This is a genomic window from Xanthomonas sp. F1 (assembly GCF_014199855.1).
Genome location: NZ_JACHOK010000007.1, coordinates 162,633 through 188,174, shown reverse-complemented (window position 1 = coordinate 188,174; position 25,542 = coordinate 162,633). Strand labels below are relative to the sequence as shown.

24 protein-coding genes are annotated in these 25,542 nt (G+C 70.1%); 19 read left to right on the top strand and 5 right to left on the bottom strand.

Features of this window, described 5'->3' with window-relative positions:
- The gene (locus tag GGR71_RS15785) at positions 1-1,104 is read left to right on the top strand and encodes a DUF3182 family protein (RefSeq protein WP_160961277.1); all 1,104 of its coding nucleotides are present in this window, start codon (positions 1-3) and stop codon (positions 1,102-1,104) included.
- Positions 1,104-1,994 carry an alpha/beta hydrolase family protein gene (locus GGR71_RS15780; RefSeq protein ID WP_160961274.1) on the top strand — a complete coding sequence of 297 codons (891 nt, stop codon included), beginning with the start codon at positions 1,104-1,106 and terminating at the stop codon, positions 1,992-1,994. The genes GGR71_RS15785 and GGR71_RS15780 overlap by 1 nt, the downstream gene beginning before the upstream one ends.
- A 220-nt stretch (positions 1,995-2,214) precedes the next feature.
- On the opposite strand, the gene GGR71_RS15775 is transcribed toward GGR71_RS15780, so the two are convergent.
- Positions 2,215-2,535, bottom strand: a complete 321-nt coding sequence (locus GGR71_RS15775; protein WP_160961271.1) for a hypothetical protein — start codon at positions 2,533-2,535, stop codon at positions 2,215-2,217.
- Positions 2,536-2,848: 313 nt separating this feature from the next.
- Between GGR71_RS15775 and GGR71_RS15770 the strand changes: the two genes are divergently transcribed.
- The 8 genes from GGR71_RS15770 to GGR71_RS15735 all read left to right on the top strand — a co-directional run bounded on the left by GGR71_RS15770 (position 2,849) and on the right by GGR71_RS15735 (position 12,567).
- The gene (locus GGR71_RS15770; protein ID WP_160961268.1) at positions 2,849-3,679 is read left to right on the top strand and encodes a p-hydroxycinnamoyl CoA hydratase/lyase; all 831 of its coding nucleotides are present in this window, start codon (positions 2,849-2,851) and stop codon (positions 3,677-3,679) included.
- 81 nt (positions 3,680-3,760) lie between these two features.
- The gene (locus GGR71_RS15765) at positions 3,761-5,626 is read left to right on the top strand and encodes a feruloyl-CoA synthase (protein WP_160961265.1); all 1,866 of its coding nucleotides are present in this window, start codon (positions 3,761-3,763) and stop codon (positions 5,624-5,626) included.
- Between the two features lie 79 nt (positions 5,627-5,705).
- Positions 5,706-7,112 (top strand): alginate export family protein, encoded by a 1,407-nt coding sequence (locus tag GGR71_RS15760; protein WP_202405093.1) that lies wholly within the window; start codon positions 5,706-5,708, stop codon positions 7,110-7,112.
- Between the two features lie 14 nt (positions 7,113-7,126).
- A complete protein-coding gene (locus tag GGR71_RS15755; RefSeq protein WP_160961263.1) occupies positions 7,127-8,449 on the top strand; it encodes a spinster family MFS transporter in 1,323 nt (440 codons plus the stop codon).
- Positions 8,450-8,587: 138 nt separating this feature from the next.
- Positions 8,588-9,064 (top strand): MarR family winged helix-turn-helix transcriptional regulator, encoded by a 477-nt coding sequence (locus GGR71_RS15750; protein WP_160961418.1) that lies wholly within the window; start codon positions 8,588-8,590, stop codon positions 9,062-9,064.
- Between the two features lie 184 nt (positions 9,065-9,248).
- Positions 9,249-10,262: a SphA family protein gene (locus tag GGR71_RS15745; protein ID WP_456362632.1), complete on the top strand. Its 1,014-nt coding sequence runs from the start codon at positions 9,249-9,251 to the stop codon at positions 10,260-10,262.
- A 30-nt stretch (positions 10,263-10,292) separates the two neighbouring features.
- Complete coding sequence (locus tag GGR71_RS15740; RefSeq protein WP_160961260.1) at positions 10,293-11,060, top strand: coniferyl-alcohol dehydrogenase; 768 nt, start codon at positions 10,293-10,295, stop codon at positions 11,058-11,060.
- Positions 11,061-11,097: 37 nt separating this feature from the next.
- Complete coding sequence (locus tag GGR71_RS15735; RefSeq protein ID WP_160961257.1) at positions 11,098-12,567, top strand: benzaldehyde dehydrogenase; 1,470 nt, start codon at positions 11,098-11,100, stop codon at positions 12,565-12,567.
- 301 nt (positions 12,568-12,868) lie between these two features.
- Here the strand turns inward: GGR71_RS15735 and GGR71_RS15730 are convergent, their stop codons facing one another.
- Positions 12,869-13,768: a helix-turn-helix domain-containing protein gene (locus tag GGR71_RS15730; RefSeq protein WP_160961254.1), complete on the bottom strand. Its 900-nt coding sequence runs from the start codon at positions 13,766-13,768 to the stop codon at positions 12,869-12,871.
- A 93-nt stretch (positions 13,769-13,861) separates the two neighbouring features.
- Between GGR71_RS15730 and pobA the strand changes: the two genes are divergently transcribed.
- Positions 13,862-15,040, top strand: coding sequence for a 4-hydroxybenzoate 3-monooxygenase (gene pobA, locus GGR71_RS15725; RefSeq protein WP_160961252.1), 1,179 nt, complete (start codon positions 13,862-13,864; stop codon positions 15,038-15,040).
- A gap of 443 nt (positions 15,041-15,483) precedes the next feature.
- Positions 15,484-15,972: a nuclear transport factor 2 family protein gene (locus GGR71_RS15720; protein ID WP_160961249.1), complete on the top strand. Its 489-nt coding sequence runs from the start codon at positions 15,484-15,486 to the stop codon at positions 15,970-15,972.
- Between the two features lie 88 nt (positions 15,973-16,060).
- On the opposite strand, the gene GGR71_RS15715 is transcribed toward GGR71_RS15720, so the two are convergent.
- The 3 genes from GGR71_RS15715 to GGR71_RS15705 are packed head-to-tail and all read right to left on the bottom strand — an operon-like array spanning position 16,061 to position 18,949.
- On the bottom strand, positions 16,061-17,044 hold the full coding sequence (locus GGR71_RS15715; protein ID WP_160961247.1) for a PDR/VanB family oxidoreductase: 984 nt from the start codon (positions 17,042-17,044) through the stop codon (positions 16,061-16,063).
- 49 nt (positions 17,045-17,093) lie between these two features.
- A complete protein-coding gene (locus GGR71_RS15710; protein ID WP_160961244.1) occupies positions 17,094-17,843 on the bottom strand; it encodes a GntR family transcriptional regulator in 750 nt (249 codons plus the stop codon).
- Positions 17,844-17,872: 29 nt separating this feature from the next.
- On the bottom strand, positions 17,873-18,949 hold the full coding sequence (locus tag GGR71_RS15705; protein WP_160961242.1) for an aromatic ring-hydroxylating dioxygenase subunit alpha: 1,077 nt from the start codon (positions 18,947-18,949) through the stop codon (positions 17,873-17,875).
- A gap of 326 nt (positions 18,950-19,275) precedes the next feature.
- Here GGR71_RS15705 and GGR71_RS15700 point away from each other — a divergent pair, with 326 nt between their 5' ends.
- The 7 genes from GGR71_RS15700 (at position 19,276) to pcaD (ending at position 25,510) form a co-directional block, all read left to right on the top strand.
- Positions 19,276-19,965, top strand: a complete 690-nt coding sequence (locus GGR71_RS15700) for a 3-oxoacid CoA-transferase subunit A (RefSeq protein WP_160961239.1) — start codon at positions 19,276-19,278, stop codon at positions 19,963-19,965.
- Entirely contained in the window at positions 19,953-20,624 is a 672-nt protein-coding gene (locus GGR71_RS15695) for a 3-oxoacid CoA-transferase subunit B (RefSeq protein WP_184452110.1), read from the top strand. Before GGR71_RS15700 ends, GGR71_RS15695 begins: the two co-directional genes overlap by 13 nt.
- Positions 20,621-21,829: a 3-oxoadipyl-CoA thiolase gene (gene pcaF / locus GGR71_RS15690; protein ID WP_184452108.1), complete on the top strand. Its 1,209-nt coding sequence runs from the start codon at positions 20,621-20,623 to the stop codon at positions 21,827-21,829. The genes GGR71_RS15695 and pcaF overlap by 4 nt, the downstream gene beginning before the upstream one ends.
- 87 nt (positions 21,830-21,916) lie before the next feature.
- Entirely contained in the window at positions 21,917-22,636 is a 720-nt protein-coding gene (gene pcaH, locus GGR71_RS15685) for a protocatechuate 3,4-dioxygenase subunit beta (RefSeq protein WP_160961234.1), read from the top strand.
- 4 nt (positions 22,637-22,640) lie between these two features.
- Positions 22,641-23,198 (top strand): protocatechuate 3,4-dioxygenase subunit alpha, encoded by a 558-nt coding sequence (gene pcaG, locus GGR71_RS15680; protein ID WP_160961231.1) that lies wholly within the window; start codon positions 22,641-22,643, stop codon positions 23,196-23,198.
- A gap of 67 nt (positions 23,199-23,265) precedes the next feature.
- Positions 23,266-24,618, top strand: coding sequence for a 3-carboxy-cis,cis-muconate cycloisomerase (locus GGR71_RS15675; RefSeq protein ID WP_160961228.1), 1,353 nt, complete (start codon positions 23,266-23,268; stop codon positions 24,616-24,618).
- A 112-nt stretch (positions 24,619-24,730) separates the two neighbouring features.
- Positions 24,731-25,510 (top strand): 3-oxoadipate enol-lactonase, encoded by a 780-nt coding sequence (gene pcaD, locus GGR71_RS15670; protein ID WP_160961225.1) that lies wholly within the window; start codon positions 24,731-24,733, stop codon positions 25,508-25,510.
- The last annotated feature ends 32 nt before the right edge of the window (positions 25,511-25,542 follow it).

Genomic DNA, 25,542 nt, shown 5'->3' with positions numbered 1-25,542 from the left:
ATGGCCCGATCCGCCGCTCACGCCAATGTCCGCGCCTGCCATGTGCGCCAGGCTGTGTCCGGTGGCCACGAGGCGGCGACGCATGCCTGGGTGGTCGCCGAAGTGGCGCGGCTGATGCGCCTGCCGCTGCACGAGGAACGCTGCGCCGCCGGGACGTCCTCATTCTGCGTGCCGGATGAAACCCTGACCATCGCGCAGGCCGAGCAGATCGGCGTGCATGCCGCGGCCGATCTGCTTGGCGGCGTGGTGCCGCATGCCTTCGTCGCCACCAAGGGGATCAGCCACCCGCTGGTCGATGTCGATGCGCAGGCGCCGGAAGGATGGCAGCCGGGCCTGGGCGCCGCGATGGCGGCCACCACGTTGCCGGGCTATACCGCCTTCAGCGTGGGCGACGCGCGCCGTGCCGTCGCGCGCCTGTGCGATGGCGGCCAGGTGCGGCTGAAGCTGCCGCATGGCGTCGGTGGCCTGGGGCAGGTGCTGCTGCACGATGCGCCGGCCCTGGATGCGGCGCTGGCGACGCTGTCCGTACACGAACTGCGCCGGCACGGCGTGGTGCTGGAACGGCATCTGCACCAGCCGACCACCTTCAGCGTCGGCGAAACCCACTGCGCCGGCGTGACCGTCGCCTACTGCGGCACGCAATCGGTGACCCGCGACAGCAGCGGCCGCGAGGCGTACGGCGGCTCGGAGCTGCACGTGATTCGCGGCACGCTCGATACCCTGCTGGAACAACCATTGCCGCCAAGTCAGCGCACGGCGGTGACGAAGGCGCGCGACTACGACCGGCTGGTGGCTGCGGCCTATCCGGGCTTCTATGCGTCGCGGCGCAACTACGACGTGATCGAGGGTCTGCTTCCCGATGGCACCACCGCTTGCGGCGTCCTCGAGCAGTCCTGGCGTGTCGGTGGCGCGACCCCTGCGGAACTGGCCGCGGTGGCCGCGTTCCAGCAGTCACCGACGCTGCAGCGCGTCGTCGCCGCCACGGTCGAACGCTACGGCGCGCATCCGGCGCCGCCGGCCGGAGCGCAGGTCTACTACGTCGGCGAGGAACCGCGTACCGGCTTGCTGACCAAATACCGCTACATGCGCAGCGCGGACGCATGATGGAAGCAGAACTTTCCAGTATCGACATCCCGGTCGACGGCGCGGCGCTCAGCGGCACCTTGCTCACGCCGACCAGCCGCCTGCCCGGCGTGCTGTTCGTGCACGGCTGGGGCGGCAACCAGCACCACAACCTGGTGCGGGCGCGCGAGGCGGCGGGCCTGGGCTGCGTCTGTCTGACCTTCGACCTGCGCGGCCACGAAGGCCTGGCGGCGATGCGCGAGACGGTGACGCGCGCGCAGAACCTGGACGACATCAAGGCCGCCTACGATCGCCTGGCGGCGTCGCCGCAAGTGGATCCGGAGGCGATCGCGGTGGTGGGGCTGAGCTACGGCGGCTACCTGGCCGCGTTGCTGACGCTGGAGCGGCCGGTGGAGTGGCTGGCCCTGCGCTCGCCGGCGCTGTACAAGGACGCGCACTGGGATGGACCGAAAGTCGCGTTGAACCGCGATCCGGACCTCATGCTCTACCGCAACCGCGTGGTGGCGCCGGAGGACAACCGCGCGCTGGCGGCCTGCCAGCGTTACCGCGGCGACGTACTGCTGGTGGAGGCCGAGTGCGACGTGATCGTGCCGGGGCAGGTGCTGCGCAACTACGCGGCGGCGTTCTCCAACGCGCGCTCGCTGACCACGCGCACGATCGCCGGCGCCGACCACGCGCTGACCGAGAAGGTGCACCAGGCCGCCTATACACGCCACCTGATCGACTGGCTGAGCGACATGGTGATCGGGCGGCGCGTGGCGCTGGCCAGCAGCGTGGTGGAACAGCGCAAGCAGCGGCTCAAGCACAGCGAGGGCGAGGCAGCGACGGCGCCGGGCAAGGGGTCGAACGCGTTCCATGGCCGCCTCGAAGCGAAGGAGCGCAGCGCCTCGCCACCTGCCTCGTCGCGTTGAGCCGCATGCGGCGCGGGAGGCGTACAGCAGCACGCGGCGCACGCCGCGCCGTGCACGTGATGGTGTGCTATCCGGTTGTCGCCGATGTGCCGGCAGATGGCGCCGCAGGGGCGCCTTCAATCACGACCGACGACCCGTCGTAGGAGCGGCTTCAGCCGCGACAGGCATTCCCGGTAACGCCTACACGGACAACGACGATGCCCCGCTGCGCCAGGCGCTTTCAGTGGCGATGCCCCGAATGCGCCAGGTGCTGCCAGGCATGCCGCACCAGCCAGCGCGCCTCGTCCCATGGCACGGACAGCATTGGCGCGCACTGGTGATAGGCGTCCTGCAGCACCCGGTACAGTTGCGCCTCGTTGGCGCGCGGGTAGGCCAGGTACACGTCGTAACCGATCTTCAGCAGCTGCGCGTAGTCGGCGAAGCCCTGATGGCCGAGGCGACCCTCGGCATGGGCCTGACGCCAGTAGGCCATTTCGGCGTCCAGATCGACCGCGTGGCGTGGCTGGCGAGCAGGTTGGGCAAGTGCGGAGACGGTGTGCATGGACATCACTCCGGTGTCGGCGATCCCCTGTGACGCCGATCCTACCCCATGAACGAAGGCTGACCGTGAGGGACCCGTTGGCTGGGTGTGAAGCGACGCCGTGGTCAGCCTGGCCGCCTGGGTCGCGTCGGAAGCGCCCCGCACCCTGCGTCGCGTTGCCCTTTGATTGCAGGCCTGTCCGGCGGTGCCCGACGCCTGTCTGTCATGCCCGCAGACCATGCTGCACTGCAGCTTGCGCCGAAATAATGATGATCTATAACTATTATCAGTCCTAAGTTATCGCCTCCCCCTACCTTCCCACGCAGGCCTATCCATGAGCAGCTACCAAGACCGCTGGCAGACCGTCCAGGTCGAGATCGACGCAGGCATCGCCTGGGTCACCCTGAACCGGCCGGACAAGCGCAACGCGATGAGCCCCACTCTCAATCGCGAGATGATCGACGTGCTGGAGACGCTGGAACTGGACAGCAGCGCCGAGGTGCTGGTGCTGACCGGCGCCGGCGAATCCTGGTCGGCCGGCATGGACCTGAAGGAATACTTCCGCGAGACCGACGGCAAGGAAGAGATCGTGCAGGAGCGCATGCGCCGCGACTGCTCGCAGTGGCAGTGGCGCCTGCTGCGTTTCTACAGCAAGCCGACCATCGCCGCGGTCAACGGCTGGTGCTTCGGCGGTGCGTTCTCGCCGCTGGTCGCCTGCGACCTGGCCATCGCCGCCGACGAGGCGGTGTTCGGGCTGTCGGAAATCAACTGGGGCATCCCCCCGGGCAACCTGGTCAGCAAGGCGGTCGCCGACACCATGGGCCACCGCAACGCCATGCTCTACATCATGACCGGGCGCACCTTCACCGGCACCGAGGCGGCGCAGATGGGCCTGGTCAACGCCAGCGTGCCGCGCGCGCAGTTGCGCGCCGAGGTGACCAGGCTGGCGCAGGAACTGCAGCAGAAGAACCCGGTGGTGCTGCGCTTCGCCAAGCACGGCTTCAAGCGCTGCCGCGAACTGACCTGGGAGCAGAACGAGGACTACCTGTACGCCAAGGTCGACCAGTCCAATCACCGCGATCCCGAGAAGGGCCGGCAACAGGGACTGAAGCAATTCCTCGACGACAAAACCATCAAGCCCGGTCTGCAGACCTACAAGCGCTGACCCGTTGCGTCGCCCGCGGCCCATCCGGGCCGCGGCGGCGCTGCCGCACGCCGTGCCGTCTCTCTCCTCCGGATGGTTCCGATGAATGCCGCTGAGTCCGTTGCCACCGCCGCGCGCTACCGTCCTGTCGGACTGAGCCACGCGGATACCGAGGTCCACCGCGATGCCGACGGCGTGTTGCGCCTGCGCGCGCGCGAACCGCTGGCGCCGCTGCCCAGGCATCTGCTGCAGCGCCTGCAGCACTGGGCGCAGCACACCCCCGATGCCACCTTCGTGGCGCAGCGCGACGAAAGTGGACAGTGGCGGCGCCTGAGCTATGCGCAGATGCTCGAGCGCACCCGCCGCATCGCCGCGCACCTGCTGGACATGGGCCTGTCGGCGCAACGGCCGCTGGCGATCCTGTCGGGCAACGATCTGGAACACCTGCAGCTCGCGTTAGCGGCGATGTACGCCGGCATCCCTTACTGCCCGGTGTCGCCGGGCTACGCGCTGCTGTCGCGCGATTTCGCCAAGCTGCGGCATGTGGCCGAGGTGCTGCGCCCGGGCCTGCTGTTCGCCAGCGACGGCGCCGCGTTCGCCCCGGCGATCGCGGCGGTGTTCCCCACCGATGTCCCGGCAGTGTGCGTGCGCGGTGCGGTACGCGACCGCGCCAGCCTTCGTTTCGACGAACTGCTGGCGCCGCGTGCGCTGGACGCCGCCGATGCCGCCTTCGCCGCCTGCGGCCCGGACAGCATCGCCAAGTTCCTGTTCACCTCCGGCTCCACGCTGCTGCCCAAGGCGGTGATCACCACGCAGCGCATGCTGTGCGCGAATCAGCAGATGCTGCTGCAGACCTTCCCGGTGCTCGGCGAGACGCCGGTGCTGGTCGACTGGCTGCCGTGGAACCACACCTTCGGCGGCAGCCACAACATCGGCATCGCCCTGTACAACGGCGGCAGCTTCTACCTCGACGACGGCAAGCCGACCCCGGCGCTGTTCGAACAGACCTTGCGCAACCTGCGCGAGATCGCGCCCACCGTGTACCTGAGCGTGCCGCGTGGCTGGGAACAACTGGCGCAGGCGCTGGAACAGGACGCGGCGTTGCGCGAAACCTTCCTGTCGCGCATGCGCATGTTCTTCTTCGCCGCCGCGGCGCTGTCGCAGGAGGTGTGGGACCGCCTGGAACGCATCGCCGAGGCGCACTGCGGCGAGCGCATCCGCATGCTCGCCGGCCTCGGCATGACCGAGTGCGCGCCCTCCTGCACCTTCACCCACGGCACCAGCAACACGCCCGGCGACGTCGGCGTGCCGGCGCCGGGCTGCGAGGTCAAGCTGGTGCCGGTCGGCGACAAGCTGGAAGCGCGCTTCCGCGGGCCGCACGTGATGCCGGGTTACTGGAACGCGCCGCAGCAGACCGCCGAGGCCTTCGACGAGGAAGGCTTCTACCGTTCCGGCGACGCGCTCAAGCCGATCGATCCGCAGCATCCCGAGCGCGGCCTGCTGTTCGACGGGCGCCTGGCCGAGGACTTCAAGCTGTCCTCCGGTGTGTTCGTCAGCGTCGGCCCGCTGCGCACGCGGGTGCTGATGGAAGGCGCCGCCTACGTGCAGGACGTGGTGGTGACCGGCGCCGACCGCGACGCCATCGGCCTGCTGCTGTTCCCGCGACTGGACGCGCTGCAGGCGCTGTCGGGGCTGCCGGCACAGGCCGAGGCGGCGCAGGTGCTGCAGGCGCCGCCGGTGCGCGCCTGGCTGCAGCGGCTGCTGGACACGCTCAACCGCAGCGCCACCGGCAGCGCCAGCCAGGTCGCGCGTGCCGCGTGGCTGGAACAGCCGCCGAACCTGGAGGCGGGCGAGATCACCGACAAGGGCTCGATCAACCAGCGCAACGTGCTGCGCGCCCGCGCGGCACTGGTCGAACACCTCTACGCCGGGACCGTGCCCGGCGCGGTCGTGGCGCCGCCGTCATGAGCGGGCCACCCGGCCGCAGCACCGGATAGCCGGCGCGCGCTCCTTCGCACCACACGCTTCGAGACTTGGGAGGGAATCGATGACTGTGCCTCATGCGCGCGCGCGCCGCGCGCCCCGTACCGTGTGCCTGGCCATTCTGTGCAGCGTCGGCTGCGGCCAGGCCGATGCCGAATCCAGCGGCCCGCAGGGCAAGCTGCTGGCCGATCAGGAAGACTATTCGGCGCTGGCGGCGCGTCCGCGCCAGGGCTGGGAGAAGTGGAAGTACATCCCCGTCGGCGAGGGCTGGCTCAGCCTCGGCGGCGAGAGCCGCACGCTGTACGACTATCGCGAGCACGCCGGCTTCGGCCGCTTCGCCACCGATCCGCACGGCTATGCGCAGCAGCGCCTGCGGCTGTGGGCCGACTACCGCCCATCGCCGTACCTGCGTCTGTTCGGCGAACTCGCCGACAGCCGGGTCGCCGGCCTGCAGACGCGACCGGTGCAGGCCACCGACCGCAATCCGCTGGACCTGGCGCAGGGCTTCGTCGAGCTGTCCGACGGACAGCCGCAGCCGGCCTGGCGCCTGCGCGCCGGCCGCCAGCAGATCGCCTACGCCTGGCAGCGCCTGCTGGACCCGCGCGACCCGGCCAATTCGCGCATGCCGTTCGATGCGGTGCGCCTGCTGACCCGACAGCCGCGCTGGAGCGGCGGCCTGCTGTGGGGGCGCCCGGTGCTCACCCGCACCGGCAGCTTCGACGATCGTGCCAACCGCGACCAGCGCCTGTGGGGCGCGCACGCCGAAGTGCCGCTGTCGCCCAGCCAGCCGAAGGCGGCGCTGCTGGAGACGCTGTACCTGGACACCGTGCAGGACGGGCGCCGCTATGGCGGCGTGGTCGGCGAGGAGCATCGGCATACCTTGTCCACGCGCCTGAGCGGCGCCGTGCAGGGCTGGGACTACGACCTGGAGCTGATCGGCCAGCGCGGCCAGTTCGCCGGCCAGCGCGTACGCGCGTGGCAGGGCACGCTGTTCGGCGGCTACACCTTCGCCGATGTGCGGTGGACGCCGCGCCTGGCCTGGCGCATGGAGGTCTCCTCCGGCGACCGCGATCCGCGCGACGGCGAACTGAACACCTTCAACGGCCTGTACGCGCGTGCCTCGGTGTTCGACGGCAGCATGATCAGCAGCAACGTGCGTTCGTTCGGCCCGGAACTGGTGCTGCGTCCCAGCGAGCGGCTGTGGATCGACATGTACGTGCTCAAGCTGCAGCGGCAGAGCCTGCACGACGGCGTGTACGCGGCCGGCTGGCGGGTGCTGCAGCCGGGCGACGCCAACGACGCGCGCGACATCGGCACGCGCTCGGTGCTGTGGGTGAAGTACCGCTTCAACGCCTTCGCCAGCCTGGACGTGTACGCCCACTACACCCAGGCCGGGCCGTTCCTGCGCGAGGGACCGGTGCGCGGCCGCGACTACTTCTACATCGCCCCCTTCCTGACCCTGCGCTTCTGAGCCGGAGCCTTCCCATGCGCGATCCGCTGCCATCGTCTGCGCCGTACCGCCCGCTGTATGCGTGGTACGTCACCCTCGTGCTGTTGCTGGCCTACACGCTGTCCTTCGTCGACCGGCAGATCCTGGGCCTGCTGGTGCAGCCGATCAAGCGCGACCTGCAGCTGTCCGACTCGGCCTTCAGCCTGGTCCACGGCTTCGCCTTCGCGGTGTTCTACACGCTGATCGGGGTGATGCTGGGTCGCGTCGCCGACCGCCGCAACCGCCGCAACCTGATCGTGCTCGGCGTGGTGGTGTGGATCGCGGCGACCGCGGCCGGCGCCTACGTCACCAGCTTCTTCACCCTGTTCCTGGCGCGGGTGTTCGTCGGCGTCGGCGAGGCCTCGCTGTCGCCGGCGGCGTACTCGATGCTGGCCGACTACTTCCCGCCGGAAAAGCGCGCGCGGGCGATGAGCGTGTACACCTCCGGCGTCTACATCGGCTCGGCGGCGGCGTTCATCGTCGGCGGCCTGGTGATCGCGGCCACCAGCAAGGAGAGCACGGTGGTGCTGCCGTTGCTGGGCAGCTTCCGGCCCTGGCAGGCGGCCTTCATCCTGGTCGCGCTGCCCGGGCTGGCGGTGATCGCGCTGATGGCCACGGTGCGCGAGCCGGCGCGGCGCGAGCAGGCCGCGGCGGTGCCCAGCGTGCGCCCGGACCTGAGCCACCTGCGCGACAACGCGCGGGTGTACGTGGCGCTGTTCCTGGCCAACGGCGTGATCGCGATGATCACCTTCGGTATCACCGCCTGGCTGCCGGCCACCTTCATCCGCCGCTGGCAGTGGACCCCGGGCGAGATCGGCCCGGCCTACGGCATCATCATCCTCACCTTCGGCATCGCCGGCATGCTGTTCAGCGGCTTCCTTGCCGACCGCCTGGCTGCGCGCGGCAGCCGCGACGCGGCGTTGAAGATCTCGCTGGTCGGGGCCGTGTTGCTGGTGATCAGCAGTGCGCTGTTCGCGATCGCGCCGGGACCGTGGCCGGCGCTGGCGGCGATCGCGCTGACCACCTTCCTGCTGGGCATGCCGGTGGCGCTGGCGCCGGCGATCCTGCAGGCGGTCACCCCGAACCGGCTGCGTGGCCAGGTCACCTCGATCTACCTGTTGCTGGTCAATCTGATCGGGCTGGGCCTGGGGCCGTACCTGGTGGCGCTGGGCACCGACCATGTGCTCGCCGACGAGCGCCAGGTCGGCCTGTCGCTGGGCGTGGTGTGCATGGGCGCGGCGCTGCTCGGCGCGCTGTGCCTGTGGACCGCCGCCGCGCCGTACCGGGCGCTGCTGCGGCGCGTGGACGCGGCGTTGTGACCATGCGCGGTCATGCCCCTACAATGCAGCTGCGACGGCGCTGCCGGCCGGCGCCGATGGATGCGTGCGCATCCGCCGTGACCTGGTCGCAGGATGCCCCATGCAGGAAGCGCAGTGAGTTCGAAACCGAGTCCCGAGATGTCCAGCAGCGCGTTGCCCGCCGATCCGCACACGGCGGACAGCGTGGACCAGCGGCGCCTGACCAGCCTGATCGGCTACCGCATCACCCGCACCGAACTGCAGGTGCGGCGCCTGTTCCAGGACTGCGTGCGCGCCTTCGAACTGAAGCCGGTGGAGTATTCGCTGCTGGTGCTGGTGGACGCCAATCCGGGCATCAACCAGCGCCAACTGGGCGAAGTGCTGAGCGTGTCGCCGCCGAACCTGGCCATCGTGGTCGCGCGCCTGGTCAAGCGCAAACTGCTGCGCCAGGTGCGCGGGCGCCAGGATCGGCGCATGCAGCACCTGCATCTGACCGCCACCGGCACGGCGTTGCTGGCGCAGGCCGAAGTCGAAGTGGTGCGCATGGAGCAGCAGCTTGCCACCGCACTCGGTGCGACCTCGGCGCGCGCGCTGCTGCAGGCGCTGGACCGGCTGGACGTGCTCGAGCGCCTGTAGCCCTGTGCGTGGGTGCGGCCGGCCTGCGCCGCGCGCCCATCTTCCTCGCTGATTCCCGACCCGCTGCCAGCGTCCCGCTGACGGCATGCGTCGCCGCGTGGCCGCGCCCTGCGCGCGGCGGCGCCTGCTCGCGTTCCTATCCCCCCGCACCCCGCCGTTCCTCTTTCGCTTGGAGTGCCTGCCCGTGAAGCGTGTTCGCCACCGTGTTCCGTCGCCGCCGCGCGCCCGCGCGCGCCTGTCCCTGCTCGCCGTGCTGGCCATCGCCTGCGTCGCGCCCGCCGCTGCGCAAACGGTGCCGCAAAGCGCCACCCTGCCGACCGGCATCAACACCGGCGGCACCAGCTTCTTCGACGGCTTCAGCAAACCCAACCCGGGTTGGAGCGCGATCCAGTACCTGCGCCGCTACGACTTCGATGCGATCAAGGACGCGCACGGCGACGACGTGCCGGTGTTCCGCGATCCGCACATCGGCTCCTCGGTGTGGGTCACCCAGGTGGCTTACCTCAGCGACTACAAGCTGTTCGGTGGCTCGCTTGGCGTCACCGCGCTGGCCGCGCTGGTCGACCTGGACACCTCGTTCGCGTACGACAGCCCGGTGGCGCTGCGCGACAACGGTGCGGGCCTGGGTGACCTGACCATCGGCCCCTACCTGCAGATGGCGCCGGTGATCCGCAATGGCCGCCCGGTGTTCTCGCAGCGTTTCGAACTGGATGTGCTGGCGCCGATCGGCAAGTTCGACCGCAACCGCGACGTCAACCAGGGCGCGGGCTACTGGTCGGTGTTGCCGAGCTGGGCCTTCAGCATCCTGCCGACGCCGCGCTGGGAGATCAGTGGACGGCTGAACTACCTCTACAACTTCCGTGCCGACAAGGCCTCCAACGTGCCGCAGGGCGATGGCTTCGTGTTCCGCAACGGCCAGGCCGGCGACGCCGCCTGGCTCAACTTCGCCAGCTCGCTGGAAGTGGTGAAGGACCTGCACCTGGGCATCAACGGCTACTACCTCAAGCAGTTGCGCGACAACCGCACCAATGGCGAACGCGTGGCCGACAGCAAGCAGACCCAGTTCTACCTGGGCCCCGGCCTGTCGTGGCGGATCGACCAGAAGAACATCTTCAACGCCAACTTCTACATGCCGGTGGAGGTCAAGAACGCGCCTTCCGGCCACAACGTCAACCTGCAATACATCCACGTCTTCTGACGCCCAATTCCGCAACGGACACGCGCTGCCATGAACCTGCACAACAAGACCCTCCTCGTTACCGGCGTGGCCTCCGGCATCGGCGCCGAGGTTGCGCGCCTGGCGCGCTTCCACGGCGCCACCGTGATCGGCATCGATCGCCAGCCGGTCAACATGACCCTGCACGGCTTCCACCAGGCCGATCTCGGCGACCCGGCCTCGATCGACGCGCTGGTGGCGCAGCTGCCCGAGCGCATCGATGCGCTGGCCAACATCGCCGGCGTACCCGGCACCGCGCCGGTGGACGTGGTGGCCAAGGTCAACTACCTGGGCCTGCGCCATCTGAGCCAGGCGCTGCTGCCGCGTATCGTGCCCGGCGGCAGCATCATCAACATCGCCTCCATCCTCGGTGCCGAGTGGCCGCAGCGGCTGGACCTGCACAAGCAGCTGGCCGCGGCCGACAGCTACGCCGCCGGCAGCGACTGGCTGGCGGCGCATCCGGTGCCGCAGGCGACCTGTTACCAGTACTTCAAGGAAGCGCTGATCGTGTGGACGCTGCTGCGTTCGCGCGACTGGTTCGCCGAGCATTCGGTGCGCGTCAACAGCGTCGCGCCCGGTCCGGTGTTCACGCCGATCCTGGGCGATTTCGTCACCATGCTCGGGCCCGAGCGGGTCCAGGCCGATGCCGGCAAGATGAAGCGCCCGGCCTATGCCGACGAAGTCGCCGAGGCGGTGGTGTTCCTGGCCTCCGATGCGGCGCGCTGGATCAACGGCGTCAACCTGCCGGTGGATGGCGGCCTGGCCGCCACTGCCCTCTGAACGACTTCTTCTTCCTCTTTCCACGAGAGCACACAGCATGCACAGCACCGAACCCCTGGCCGCCGCGTCCACCTGGAGCGAGCGCATCTTCAACGGCGAGTGGGTCGCCGCCCAGGGCGGCGTCCTCGAGGTGATCGAACCGGGCAGCGGCACGCCGCTGCACCGCGTCGGCCAGGCCAATGCAGCCGACGTGACCGCTGCGGTGGCGCAGGCACGCGACGCGCAACGCGCCTGGGCGGCCACGCCGCCGCGCGAGCGCGCGGCCGTGTTCCATCGTGCCGCGCAGGTATTGCAGCAGCATGCAGTGGCGGCTGCCGCGCTGATCGCCCGCGAGACCGGCGGCATCCTGCCCAAGGGCGAGCACGAGGTGCGCGAGGCGATCGTGCTGCTGCAGCAGGCCGCAGCGATGCCGCTGCAGGCGCAGGGCCAGGTGCTGCCGACCGCGCCGGGCCGGCTGAGCCTGGCGCGGCGCCTACCGCTGGGCGTGGTCGGAGTGATCTCGCCGTTCAACTTCCCGCTGGTGCTGTCGTTACGCTCGGTGGCGCCGGCGCTGGCGGTGGGCAATGCGGTGGTGCTCAAGCCCGATCCGCGCACGCCGTACGCCGGCGGTTTCGTCATTGCCGAAGTGCTGCAGCAGGCGGGCCTGCCGAAGGGCCTGCTGCACGTGCTGCCGGGCGGCGCCGACGCCGGCCAGGCGCTGGTCGAAGCGCCGGGCGTGCCGATGATCGCGTTCACCGGTTCCACCGCCGCCGGCCGCCGCATCGGCGAGCTGGCCGGCAAGCACCTGAAAAAGACCGCGCTGGAACTGGGCGGCAAGAACTCGCTGATCGTGCTCGACGATGCCGACCTGGACAAGGCGGTGTCGGCGATCGCGTTCGGCGCGTACTTCCACCAGGGCCAGATCTGCATGGCCACCGGCCGCGTGCTGGTCCAGCGCAGCATCGCCGCCGAACTGACCCGGCGTCTGGCCGAGAAGGCGCGTCACCTGCCGGTCGGCGATCCGGCCACCGCGCACGTCGCGCTCGGCCCGATCATCGACCAGCGCCAGCTGCAGCACGTCAAGGAAGTGGTCGATGCGTCGGTGGCGGCGGGCGCGGTGATCGAGGCGGGCGGGACCCACGACGGCCTGTTCTACGCGGCCACGGTGCTGTCGAACGTGCAGCCGGGCATGCCGGCGTTCGAGGAGGAAGTGTTCGGCCCGGTGGCCAACGTGATCGCCTTCGACAGCGACGACGAGGCGGTGGCGCTGGCCAACCAGACCGAGTACGGCCTGTCGGCCGGCATCCTGTCGGCCTCGGTCGGCCGCGCAATGGCGCTGGGCGAGCGCCTGCACACCGGCCTGCTGCACATCAACGACCAGACCGTGGCCGACGAAGTGACCAACCCGTTCGGCGGCACCGGCGCCTCCGGCAACGGCACCAGCATGGGCGGCCCGGCCGACTGGGGCCAGTACACGCACTGGCAGTGGGTGACGATCCAGGACAGCGCGCCGCAGTATCCGTTCTGAGGGTAAGTTCACCGGGCGCCGTATCGGCGCCCGGTGATGCACGTGGATGCATTGATTGCGGGAGCGCTGGTTGCTCCGTTGCCTGCGCGTTGCGCTACGCGCGGCCAATACGGCGTCGGCACTGCACCGGCACTGCATTGTGGGAGGGACTTCAGTCCCGACGCCTCTGCGGTGATTCACCATCGCCGCTGCGTTCGTCGCGGCTGAAGCCGCTCCTACACCGGACTACGCCGGCATCTCCCTGTAAATCCTTGTAGGAGCGGCTTCAGCCGCGACCGGGCCGTCCCGACGCAACCCGCAACTACCCCTGCGCCCTCTGTCGGAACTGCATCGGCGAACACCCAGCATGTCGGCGAAAGCAGCGGCTGAAATACGCGGCATCCGCATAGCCCAGGACTTCCGCGAGCTGCTGCACGGTCAAGGTGGTGTAGACCAGGCTGCGCCGTGCTTCGAGCATGATCCGCCGCTGTAGCAACTCCAGCGCCGAGGCGCCGGCCAGGCGTCGGCACAGCGCGTTGAGATGACTGCGGCTCAGCCCGAGGCGGTCGGCATAGCGCGCCAGCGGCCAGTGTTCGCGGTAATGCGCGTCGATCAGCGCCGTGTAGGCGCGCACGTGGCGCGCGCCACGGTCGGCGTCGTGCGGGTCGGCGTGGGCCTGCGCCAGCGCGCCGCGCGCCGCCCACAGCAAGGCCTGCGTCGCCAGCGCCTGCAGCATTGGTTCGCGGCCGGGGCGGCGTTGCGTGTGTTCGGTGGCGATCGCGGCGAAGCAGGCGTCCAGCATCGGCTGCTGGTCGCCGACGGGCAGGCACAGCGGCCGCGCCAGCGCCTCGTTCAGGCTCGGCCACTGCGCCGCCAGGCGCTGCCGCAGCGGCGCCGACATGGTCACGATGTGCCCGCGCACGTTGCGCTGGAAGCGGAAGCCATGCACGCACAGCGGCGGCAACAGCAGCAGGCAGGGCCCGCGCAGGCGCTGCTGCGTTCCGTCCAAGTGCAGGCCGGCGCTGCCGCGCTGCAGATACAGCAGTTGCAGCAGGTCGTCGTGGCGGTGCGGGCGGATATGCCAGTCGTGCAGACGGCTGCGCGCGGCGATGGATTCCCAGTGCAACAGATCCGGTGTCTCGCGGTCGCCGGTCTCGCCGTACAGGCGGAAGGCCGGGACCGTGACGGGCGACGCGGCAGCGGCGGAAGCAGTGCGTGGCATCGGCGAAAAGTACCGGAATCGGTCGCAATGATCCATGTCCTCGGTGCGCTGCAACCGGAACACTATGGGTCGGTCCCATCCTCTGGAGGACGTATGCGTACCCAGGTCGCCATCGTCGGCGCCGGCCCGGCCGGACTGCTGCTCGGGCAGTTGCTGCACGGCCACGGCATCGACACCGTCATCGTCGAGCGGCAGACGCCGGAACACGTGCTGTCGCGGATCCGCGCCGGCGTGCTGGAGCAGGGCACCGCCGACCTGTTGTGCGCCGCCGGTGCCGGCGCGCGCATGCAGCGCGAAGGCATCGTCCACCACGGTTTCGAACTGGCGCTGGAGCAGCGTCGCGAACGCATCGAACTGAGTACGGCGACCGGCGGCCGTGCGGTCACCGTCTACGGCCAGACCGAAGTGACCCGTGATCTGATGGACGCGCGCCGAGCGGCCGGCGCCACCACCCTCTATTCCGTCGAGGATGTGCAGCTGCACGACATCGACGGGTCGCAGCCGTGGCTGAGTTTCGTGCAGGACGGCGTCACGCAGCGCCTGGACTGCGACTACGTGGTCGGCTGCGACGGCTTCCACGGGATCAGCCGCCGCGCGATCCCGGCCGAGGTGCTGCGCGTGTACGAGCGGGTCTATCCGTTCGGCTGGTTGGGCGTGCTGGCCGACACCCCGCCGGTGGCCGACGAACTGATCTATGCGCGCAACGCGCGCGGCTTCGCCCTGTGCAGCATGCGTTCGCCCACCCGCACCCGTTACTACGTGCAGGTGCCGGCGGACGAGCGGGTGGAGGACTGGTCGGACGATCGCTTCTGGGACGAACTGCGCAGCCGCCTGCCCGACGACGTGGCGCAGGCGCTGGTGACCGGCCCCTCGCTGGAGAAGAGCATCGCGCCCCTGCGCAGCTATGTCGCCGAACCCATGCAGTACGGTCGCCTGTTCCTGGCCGGCGATGCCGCGCACATCGTGCCGCCGACCGGGGCCAAGGGCCTGAACCTGGCTGCCGGCGACGTCGGCCTGCTCGCGCTCCTGTTCGCGCAGGCGCAGCAGGAGCGCAGCGACGCGCCGCTGCAGCGCTATTCGGAACTGGCGCTGCAGCGCGTGTGGAAGGCCGAGCGCTTCTCCTGGTGGATGACCACCATGCTGCATCGCTTTCCGGACGAGGACGCGTTCAGCCGCCGCCTGCACGATGCGGAACTGGACTACCTGCTCGGCAGTGCCGCCGGGCGTGCCACCATCGCCGAGAATTACGCGGGACTGCCGTTGGCGCTTTAAAGCTGGGATTGGGGAGTCGGGATTGGGGATTCGTCGAGCCGCGTCCTCTGTTTTCCTGTGCGTCGCGATGATCCCTGATTCCGCTTTGGCCAATCTCGAATTCCGACTTTCCAATCCCTAGTGGGCCTTCCATCGTCGCTGCCGATGACATCAATTGGCTGCGTCGATGCCCGACGAGCAGACCGCCCGTGCGTCGCTGCGCCATGCACTGCATACGAACATTTAGGTGTGTGGTACCGCGCCATTTCTGAGGTCGAGGTAACTGTGGCGATTCTCCCAGACCAGGAAAAAAGCCGCTAAATCCGAGTGTTTTTCGCGATTTGCCGCGTCGCGTAGCCACTGCGCGTTGCTACGCTGCAGCCGCGACGGTGCCATCGCTGCCGCGCATCGCGTCATCGCGGCGTCATCGCGCATTTCCCTGTTCCCCCATCGGAGAGTCTTCCATGAAGATCCGTTTTCAGGCCTGTCTGCTGGCGCTGCTGCTTGCGCTTCCCGCCGCATCCGCGTTCGCGCAGACCGCGGTCACCGCCAATCCCAACCACCAGCAGCTGCTGCATGGCGAAGACTGGCGCACCACCGCCAACAAGCGCCTGGTCTACGACTTCTGGCGCGTCGTGTTCGAAGCCGGGCACACCGAATATGCGCCGATGTACATGGCCAAGGACTACATCCAGCACAACCCGAATGTCGCCAACGGCCGCGATGCGTTCCTGGCGTTCCTGACATCGTTCGTCAAGCCGACGCCGATCCAGCCGCGGGTGCAGTTGCCGCTGGTGGCGATCCTGGCCGAAGGCGACTACGTGACCCTGGTGTCGGTGCGCACGCTGCCCGATCCCAAGGATGCCAGCAAGACCTACACCACCACCTGGTTCGACATGTTCCGCATCCAGAACGGCAAGATCCAGGAGCACTGGGACGCTGCAACGAAGTGACGCCGCACGGATGAGGTTGAACACCCGCAGGCGCCGCCCCCTGCTGTGGACGGCGCCTGCGGTCCATGCGGATGGCGCCGCGCGTGGGTCAGAACGCGTCGGCGCGGTAGCCGGTGTCGATGCTGAGGCTGCCGCCGAGCGCGCGCGAGACGCAGGCGCACAGCTTGCGGTTGCTGTGGCGCTGCTCGTCGCTGAGGAACACGTCGCGATGGTCCAGCGGTGCGGCGGCTTCCAGCACCTCGACCACGCACAGGCCGCATTCGCCGCGGCGGCAATCGGCCATGACCTCCACGCCGGCCGCGCTCAGCGCATCCAGCAGCGACTCGTTCTCGGCGACCTGCACGGTCTTGCCCAGCGCCGGCACCTGCACCACGAACGGTTGCGCCGGCGCATTGCCGCTGTTGCCGAACGTCTCGAAGTGCAGGCGCGCGCGAGCGCGGCCGTCGTCGCGCCAGCGTTGCCGCAATTCGTCCAGCAACGGCAGCGGACCACAGGCGTAGACGTCGGCGTTTTTGGGCCACCGCGCGATCTGCGCGGCCAGTTCGAGCTGGCCGAGATGTTCCGGGCAGAACAGCTGCAGACGCTCGCCGAGCAGATCCTGCAGATGCTCCAGATACGCCATGCTGGCGCGGCTGCGGCCGGCGTAGAGCAGTTGGAACGGGATGCGCCCGCGCGCCAGGCGTTGCGCCATGCCCAGAATCGGGGTGATGCCGATGCCGCCGGCGACCAGCACGATGTGCTCGGCGGTCTCGTCCAGCGCGAAGTGGTTGTTGGGCGAGGAAATGTCCAGTTGGTCACCCGGCGCCAGCGTCCACATCGCGCGCGAGCCGCCACGGCTGTCGGGGACCGCGCGTACCGCGATGCGGTAGTGGCCGTCGGCGGCAGGTTCGCCGACCAGCGAGTAGGAGCGCTCGTGCCAGGCCTCGCCGATGCGCACGCGCACGTCGAGGTGGCTGCCCACGCTGAAGGGGCGGCTGGCGCGGCCGGGATCGAGCACGATCTCGCGCACGTCCTGGCACGGCGTTGCAATGGCGACGACGCGGGCGGTGGTCCACTGGGTGTCTTTGCGCATGGCGGGGTCCGGCAGGCGGGAAAAGGAGCAGGTACGGCGGGCGCCGCGATCAGGCGGGCGGACGGCGCCGCAGCAGGCGGCTGCCGGGGATCTGGCCCAGCGCGTTCTGGTCGTGCAGGGCATGATGGGCGTTGCGCTGCGCCAGTCGCGCGTGTTCGCGCATCAGCGCTTCGGCGCGCGCGCCTTCGCGGCGCGCGATCGCGTCCAGCACCTGGCGGTGCTGATCCTGCGCGATCGACAGCACGGTGGCGGCCTGGCCGCGTTCGAGCACGAAGCTGCTGGGCGAGGCGAACGGCAACTGCGCGACCCGCGCGAACTCGCGCGAGAGCAGCGCACTGCCGGCCATCTCGAACAGCAAGGCGTGCAACTGCGCGTTGCAGTCGACATAGCGGGCGAAAGCCTCCTCGCTCAACGGTCGCGTCGCCAGCACTGCGTCGATGCGTGCCAGCAGCGCCTGCGCCTGTTCCAGCAATGCCGGATCGGCGCCACGTTCGGCGGCGCGGCGTGCGGCCAGGCCTTCCAGGGTGCCGCGCAGTTCGATGGCGTCGTCCACGTCGGCCTCGTCGAATGCCTGCACCGCATAGCCACCGCCCCGCAGCGGCTGCACCAGGCCTTCCTCGGCCAGTCGCTGCAGGGCGGCGCGCACCGGTGTGCGCGAGACGCCCAGGCGTTCCACCAGGGCGACCTCGGACAGGCGTTCGCCGGCGGTCAGTTCGCCGGCCAGGATCAACTCGCGCAATTCCAGCAGGGCGCGGGTGGTCTGGGCGGCACTGGAGCGGAACGGATGCGCGGCGGACATGGCGGTGGCTCCCGGGATCTGTCGGCGGTTCATCCGACCATGCGCAGCTGCAGGTCCTGGCTGCGCTGCTCGGCGGCGACCATGCGCTCGATCAGGCGCCGCGCCCACATGCCGCCGGCATCGACGTTGAGGTTGTAGAACACATGGTCCGGATGCGCATCGATGGCGCGCTGCTGCGCTTCCAGTATCAGCTCGTCCTCGCCGAACACGCCGCTGACGCCATCGCGCAGGCGCGTGGTGATCGACTGTTCGTACAGCGAATGGTTGCGCGCGAACGCCCAGAAGTAATGGCAGGTACGGTCGGTTTCCGGCGTGATGGTGTTGAGCACGTAGCCATTGACCCCGCGCGAGCGGTCGCCCTGCGGCGCACCGCTGCCGGCCACCGCCACGCCGACGTCGATGGCGATGGTGCAGGGCGCTTCGAAACGGATGATCTGCCAGCGGTCGACCTTGCCGCGGTAGCCGTGCGCGTGTTCGATCTGCCAGGCCCAGAACGGCGGCGGATCGATGTCCAGCATCCAGCGCGAGACCACCGTGCTGCGTTCGCCGTGGACCACGTCGAACGGCGCCTCGGCGACCTCGTCCTGGCCGATGCTGGAGCCGTGCACGAAGGTCTCGTGGGTCAGGTCCATCAGATTGTCCAGCACCAGCCGGTAGTCGCACTTGACGTGGATGGTGCGGCCGTCGCCGGCCCAGGCCGGGTCGTCGTTCCAGTGCAGGTCCGGCACCAGCGCCGGATCGGCCAGCGCCGCATCGCCCGGCCACACCCAGACGTAGCGATGCCGCTCCACGGTGGGGAAGCGGCGCACGCAGGCGGACGGATTGATCGTGTCCTGCGAGGGCATGTGCACGCAGCGCCCGTTCGCGTCGTAGACCAGGCCATGGTAGCCGCAGACCACGTCGTCGCCGCGCAGCCGGCCCATCGACAGCGGCACCAGCCGGTGCCAGCAGGCGTCCTCGAGCGCGGCGACGCGGCCGTTGCTGGTGCGGTACAGCACGATGTCCAGATTGCACACCTTGCGCGGCAGCAGCGCGTGCTTGACCTCGTGATCCCAGGCGATGGCGTACCAGGCATTGAGCGGAAATGCCGGAGCGGACGACTGCATGGCGGCGACCTCGATTGTGTATACAACAGGCTGGGGATGATCCTTGCGTGTTGCGGCGCACAACGACATATCGGTGCTGTTGCGCCATCGCCCGATGCTCGGCGATGGGCGAATGTATACAACAGGGCGGGTCCGGTGCACCGTTGTCGCAGCGTTAAATTGTTCGTTTATCGAACCATGCATCCGATAATCGGATTGACCGCCCGCCGGAGCGGGCCTAACGTGGCCTCCCGGAGCGACCTGGAGGAGGATGTCGTGGCAGACCCCGTAATGCGCCTGCGCCGCCGTGCGCTGCGCCCCCGGCCGGCGACGGCGGAGCGGCGCCGATGATCGACAAGACCTTGCCGTCGTGCGCCGCCGCAGTGGCCGACATCCACGATGGCGCCACGGTGATGATCGGCGGCTTCGGCACCGCCGGCATGCCCGATGCGCTGATCGATGCATTGATCGCACAGGGCGCGCGCGAGCTCACCATCGTCAACAACAACGCCGGCAACGGCGAGACCGGGCTGGCCGCGCTGATCAAGCACAAGCGCGTGCGCAAGATCGTGTGCTCGTTCCCGCGGCAGAGCGACTCGCAGCACTTCGACGCGGCCTACCGCGCCGGCGAGCTGGAACTGGAACTGGTGCCGCAGGGCAACCTGGCCGCGCGCATCCACGCGGCCGGCAACGGCCTGGGCGCGATCTTCACCCCCACCGGCTACGGCACCGAACTGGCCGCCGGCAAGGAGACCCGCGAGATCGACGGCCGCCACTACGTGCTGGAGTATCCGATCCGTGCCGACTTCGCGCTGATCAAGGCGCACCACGGCGACCGCTGGGGCAACCTGGTGTACCGCAAGACCGCGCGCAACTTCGGCCCGCTGATGGCGATGGCCGCGACCTGCGCGATCGTGCAGGTGGAGCAGGTGGTGGAACTCGGCGCCCTGGATCCGGAAGCGGTGGTGACCCCGGGCATCTTCGTGCAACGGCTGGTGGCGGTGAGCGCCACGCAGGAGGACGCATGCACGCATTGAACGGGCGCGGCATCGACCGCAACGCGCTGGCCGCGCGGGTGGCGCGCGACATCCCCGAGGGCGCCTACGTCAACCTGGGCATCGGCCTGCCGACCGCGGTGGCCAACTTCCTGCCGGCGGACAAGGAGATCTTCCTGCACAGCGAGAACGGCCTGCTCGGCATGGGGCCGGCGCCGCCGCCGGGGCAGGAGGACCTGGACCTGATCAACGCCGGCAAGCAACCGGTGACGCTGCTGACCGGCGGCTGCTATTTCCACCACGCCGACTCGTTCGCGATGATGCGCAGCGGGCGCCTGGACGTGTGCGTGCTCGGCGCGTTCCAGGTGTCGGTGCATGGCGACCTGGCCAACTGGAGCACCGGCGCGGCCGATGCCATCCCCGCGGTCGGCGGCGCGATGGACCTGGCGATCGGCGCCAAGCAGGTCTACGTGATGATGGAACTGCTGACCAAGCGCGGCGAGCCCAAGCTGGTGGACGCGTGCAGCTATCCGCTGACCGGACTGCGCTGCGTGTCGCGGGTGTACACCGACCTGGGCGTGTTCGCGCTGGGGCCGGACGGCGCACGCGTGCTCGAACTGGTCGACGGCGTGAGCCTGGACGACCTGCGCCAGGCCACCGGGCTGGCGCTGACCCTGGCCGATTCCACGGAGGCGGCATGAACGAGGCCTACATCATCGACGGCGTCCGCACGCCGATCGGCCGCTACGGCGGTGCCCTGGCCGGCGTGCGTGCGGACGATCTCGGCGCGGTGCCGCTGCAGGCGCTGCTGGCGCGGCATCCGCAGCTGGATCCGGCGCGCATCGACGACGTCTATCTGGGCTGCGCCAACCAGGCCGGCGAGGACAACCGCAACGTCGCGCGCATGAGCCTGCTGCTGGCGGGCCTGCCGTTCAGCGTGCCGGGCAGCACGGTCAACCGCCTGTGCGGCTCCGGCCTGGATGCCATCGGCACCGTCGCGCGCGGCATCCGTGCCGGCGAGCTGGGCCTGGCCATCGCCGGCGGCGTGGAGTCGATGTCGCGCGCGCCGTGGGTGATGGGCAAGGCGGAGAGCGCCTTTGCCCGCAACCAGCAGCTCGAGGACACCACCATGGGCTGGCGCTTCGTCAATCCGAAGATGCAGCAGCGCTATGGCGTGGACCTGATGGGCGAGACCGCCGAGAACGTGGCCGAACGCTACGGCATCGCGCGCGAGGACCAGGACGCCTTCGCGCTGCGTAGCCAGCAACGCACCGCCGCCGCGCAGGCGGCCGGTTTCTTCGACGGCGAGATCGTGCCGGTGACCGCGCCGGGCAAAAAGCGCGGCGAGACCATCGAAGTCCGCGTCGACGAGCATCCGCGCGCCGACACCACGCCCGAGGCGCTGGCCAGGCTCAAGCCGATCTTCCGCCAGCCCGGTACGGTCACCGCCGGCAATGCCTCGGGCATCAACGATGGCGCTGCCGCGTTGCTGCTGGCCAGCGAAGCGCAGGTGCAGGCGCTGGGCCTGACCCCGCGCGCGCGCGTGCTGGGCTTCGCCAGTGCCGGCGTGGAGCCGGCCTACATGGGCATCGGCCCGGTGCCGGCCACGCGCAAGCTGCTGGCACGCCTGGGGCTGTCCATCGGCGACTTCGATGCGATCGAACTCAACGAAGCCTTCGCCGCGCAGGGCCTGGCCTGCCTGCGCGAACTCGGCGTCGCCGACGATGCCGCGCACGTCAACGCCAACGGCGGCGCGATCGCGCTCGGTCACCCGCTGGGCATGAGCGGCGCACGCCTCGCCCTGACCCTGCTGCGCCAGCTCGAGGCCAGCGGTGGCCGTCGCGGGCTGGCGACCATGTGCATCGGCGTCGGCCAGGGCGTGGCGCTGGCGATCGAGCGGCTGTAGCCGCTCGCCCCATCGACGCTGCGCCCCGCACGCCTGCATCATCCTTCCAGCCAACCGGCTCCGCGCGGAGCCAGCGAGACCCGCACGATGCGCGACGACACCCCTCTCGATCCCCTGCTCGGCTATCGCCGCCCGTACCCGGGCACGCAACCGGCCTTTCTGCATCCGCCCTACGCCTCCACCGGCGCGCGCGGCCCGACCCGCGATCCGATCGCGATCCCGCTGACACTGTCCGAAGCCACCGGCCCGACCCTGGACCGCACCACCCTGGGCCAACATGCCGCCGATCTCACCGCCGGCTTCCCCGGCGCGCCGCTGGGCGAGCGCATCATCGTCAGCGGGCGCCTGCTCGACGAGAACGGCAAGCCGGTGCGCAACAGCGTGGTCGAGGTGTGGCAGTGCAACGCCGCCGGCCGCTACCTGCATGCCGGCGACCAGCACGACGCGCCGCTGGATCCCAACTTCACCGGCACCGGCCAGGTGCTGACCGACGACCACGGCCGTTACCGCTTCACCACCATCAAGCCCGGCGCGTACCCGTGGCGCAATCACTACAACGCCTGGCGCCCGGCGCACATCCATTTCTCGCTGCACGGCGACGGCATCGGCCAGCGCCTGGTCACGCAGATGTATTTCCCCGGCGATCCGTTGCTGGCGTTCGACCCGATCTTCAACTGCGTGGAAGATCCCAAGGCGCGCGAGCGCATGGTCTCCACGTTCGACTGGGAGAACACCGCCAACGAGTTCGCGCTGGGCTACCGTTTCGACATCGTCCTGCGCGGACGCAAGCAGACCCCTTGGGAGTGAGGCGATGAGTTTCCAGGCAACCCCTTCGCAGACGGTCGGCCCCTACTACCGGATCGGGCTGGAGCCGCTGTACCGCACCGAGATCGCGCCGCAACAGGCGCAGGGCACCCATGTGGAGATCGCCGGCAGCGTGTTCGATGGCCACGGCGTGCCGGTCGGCGATGCGCTGCTGGAGATCTGGCAGGCCGATGCCGCCGGCATCTACGACCATGCCGCCGATCCGCGCCGCGGCGAGCACGATCCGGCCTTCCATGGTTGGGGCCGGGTGCCCACCGACGCCCAGGGCCGCTTCGCCTTCCGCACGGTCAAGCCCGGCCGTGTCGCCGGGCCCAAGGGCCTGCAGGCGCCGCATCTGGTGGTGCTGGTGTTCATGCGCGGCCTGCTGCGCGCCGCGCCGACGCGGCTGTACTTCGGCGACGACGATCTGGACGGCGACGCGATCCTGGCGCAGGTGCCGGCCGAGCGCCGCGCCACCCTGGTTGCGCAACCGCTGGCGCCTAATCGCTACCAGTGGGACGTGCGCATGCAGGGTGAGCACGAGACCGTGTTCTTCCGCTATTGAGTGCGACAGACATCCTGCACAGGCCGCAGCGGTTACCCTGCGTGATCCCTCCACCGCGTACGAACCGATGAGCGTGTCCGAGTCCCTGCTGCGTCCGCTGTTCGGCGATCCGGCTGTCGATGCGCTGTTCGACGATCGCGCCCGCCTGCAGGCCATGCTCGACGTGGAAGCGGCGCTGGCGCGCGCACAGGTGCGCTGCGGGGTAATCCCGGAGAGCGCGGCGGCGCCGATCGCCGCGGCCTGCGATGCCGCACGCTACGACGTGGCCGCGCTCGCCGCCGCCACCGCGCTGGCCGGCAATCCGGCGATCCCGCTGGTCAAGGCGCTCACCGCGCAGGTCGCCGCCGCCGATGAAGACGCCGCGCGCTGGGTGCACTGGGGCGCGACCAGCCAGGACATCATCGACAGCGGCGCGGTGCTGCAGCTGCGCGCCGCGCTGGACCGGGTGGAGACGCAACTGGACGCCCTGTGCGCAGCGCTGGCGGCGCTGGCGCAGCGCGAGCGCGACACCGGCCTGCCCGGGCGCACCCTGCTGCAGCAGGCGGTACCGGTGACCTTCGGGCTGAAGGCGGCGGGTTGGCTGGATGCGCTGCAGCGCAGCCGCCGGCGCCTGCAGGCGCTGCGCGAGGACGCGCTGGTGCTGCAGTTCGGCGGTGCCGCCGGCACCCTGGCTGCCCTGCAGTCGCAGGGCCTGGCGGTGGCCGAGGCCCTGGCCGCGGAGCTGCGGCTGCCGCTGCCGGCGCTGCCCTGGCATGCGGCGCGCGACCGCATCGGCGAGATCGGCGCTGCGTTCGCGCTGCTGGCCGGCAGCCTCGGCAAGATCGGCCGCGACGTCGCCCTGCTGATGCAGTCGGAAGTGGCAGAGGCGTTCGAACCGGCGGCGGCGGGCAAGGGCGGCTCCTCGGCGATGCCGCACAAGCGCAATCCGGTTGGCTGCGTGGTCGCGATCGCCGCGGCCACGCGCGCACCCGGCCTGCTGGCGACCCTGTTCGCGGCGCTGCCGCAGGAACACGAGCGCGCGGTCGGCGGCTGGCATGCCGAATGGGAGACCCTGCCGGAACTGGTGCGCCTGAGCGCCGGCAGCCTGGCCCAGGTGCGGGTGCTGATCGAGGGCCTGGAACTGGACCGCGCGCGCATGGGCGCGCATCTGGACAGCCACGGCGGCCTGCTCTACGCCGAGGCGGTGGCCGTGACCTTGGCCACCCACCTGGGCAAAGCCGCCGCGCACGCGCTGGTGGAAACCGCGGTGCGCCGCGCACTGGCCACGCAGCAACACCTGCGCGCGGTGCTGGCCGAGGACCCGCAGGTGACCGCGGTGCTGGCGCCGGCGGATCTGGAGGCGCTGTTCGCCAGCGACAGCTGGCGCGGCATGGCCACGGTGTGGATCGAGCGTGTGCTCGCTGCGCAGGCGCGCACGTGAGCGGCCGCGCCGCACCTGTCTGCCGCAGCGTCGGCGCCACGTTCTAGACTTGCCGGTGCCGCGCGGTTGCATGCCGTTGCGGCCCAATCCATCTTCCAAGCGAGCGCCGACCATGCCGATCCTCGACCTGCCCACGCATCGTCTGCATTACCGCATCGACGGCAGCGAAGGCCGTCCGTGGCTGACCCTGTGCAATTCGCTCGGCACCGACCTGCACATGTGGGACGCGCAGATCGCGGCGCTGGCGCCGCATTTCCGCGTGCTGCGCTACGACCGCCGCGGCCATGGCGCCTCCACCGCCGCGCCGGCGCCGTACGCCATGGCCGATCTCGGCGGCGACGTGCTGGCGCTGCTGGATGCGTTGTCGATCGAGCGCAGCCATTTCTGCGGCTTGTCGATCGGCGGGCTGACCGGGCAGTGGCTGGGCCTGCACGCCGGCGAGCGCCTGCTCAGCCTCACCTTGTGCGCCACTGCGGCCAGGATCGGCAGCGCCGAGAGCTGGCAGGCGCGCATCGACCAGGTCCGCGCCGAAGGCCTGGCGCCGCTGTGCGACGGCACCCGCACGCGCTGGTTCACCCCGGCCTTCGCCGAGGCGCAGCCGGCCGCTGTCGAGGCGATCCTGGACAGTTTCCGCGCCACCGATGCGCAGGCCTACATCGGCTGCTGCCAGGCGCTGGCCGAGGCCGACTTCCGCGAGCGCCTGGGCGAGATCCGCGTGCCGGTGCTGGCCGTGGCCGGGCACGACGACCCGGTGTGTCCGCCGGCCGAGTTGCAGGCGATCGCCACACAGGTGGCGCAGGGCGAGTACGCCGAGGTGCATGGCCGCCACCTGTGCAACGTGGAGTCGCCGCACGCCTTCAACGACGCGCTGCTGCGCTTCCTGCTGCAGTAGACCGCGCCCGTTTTTCCCCACGTTTCAGGAGT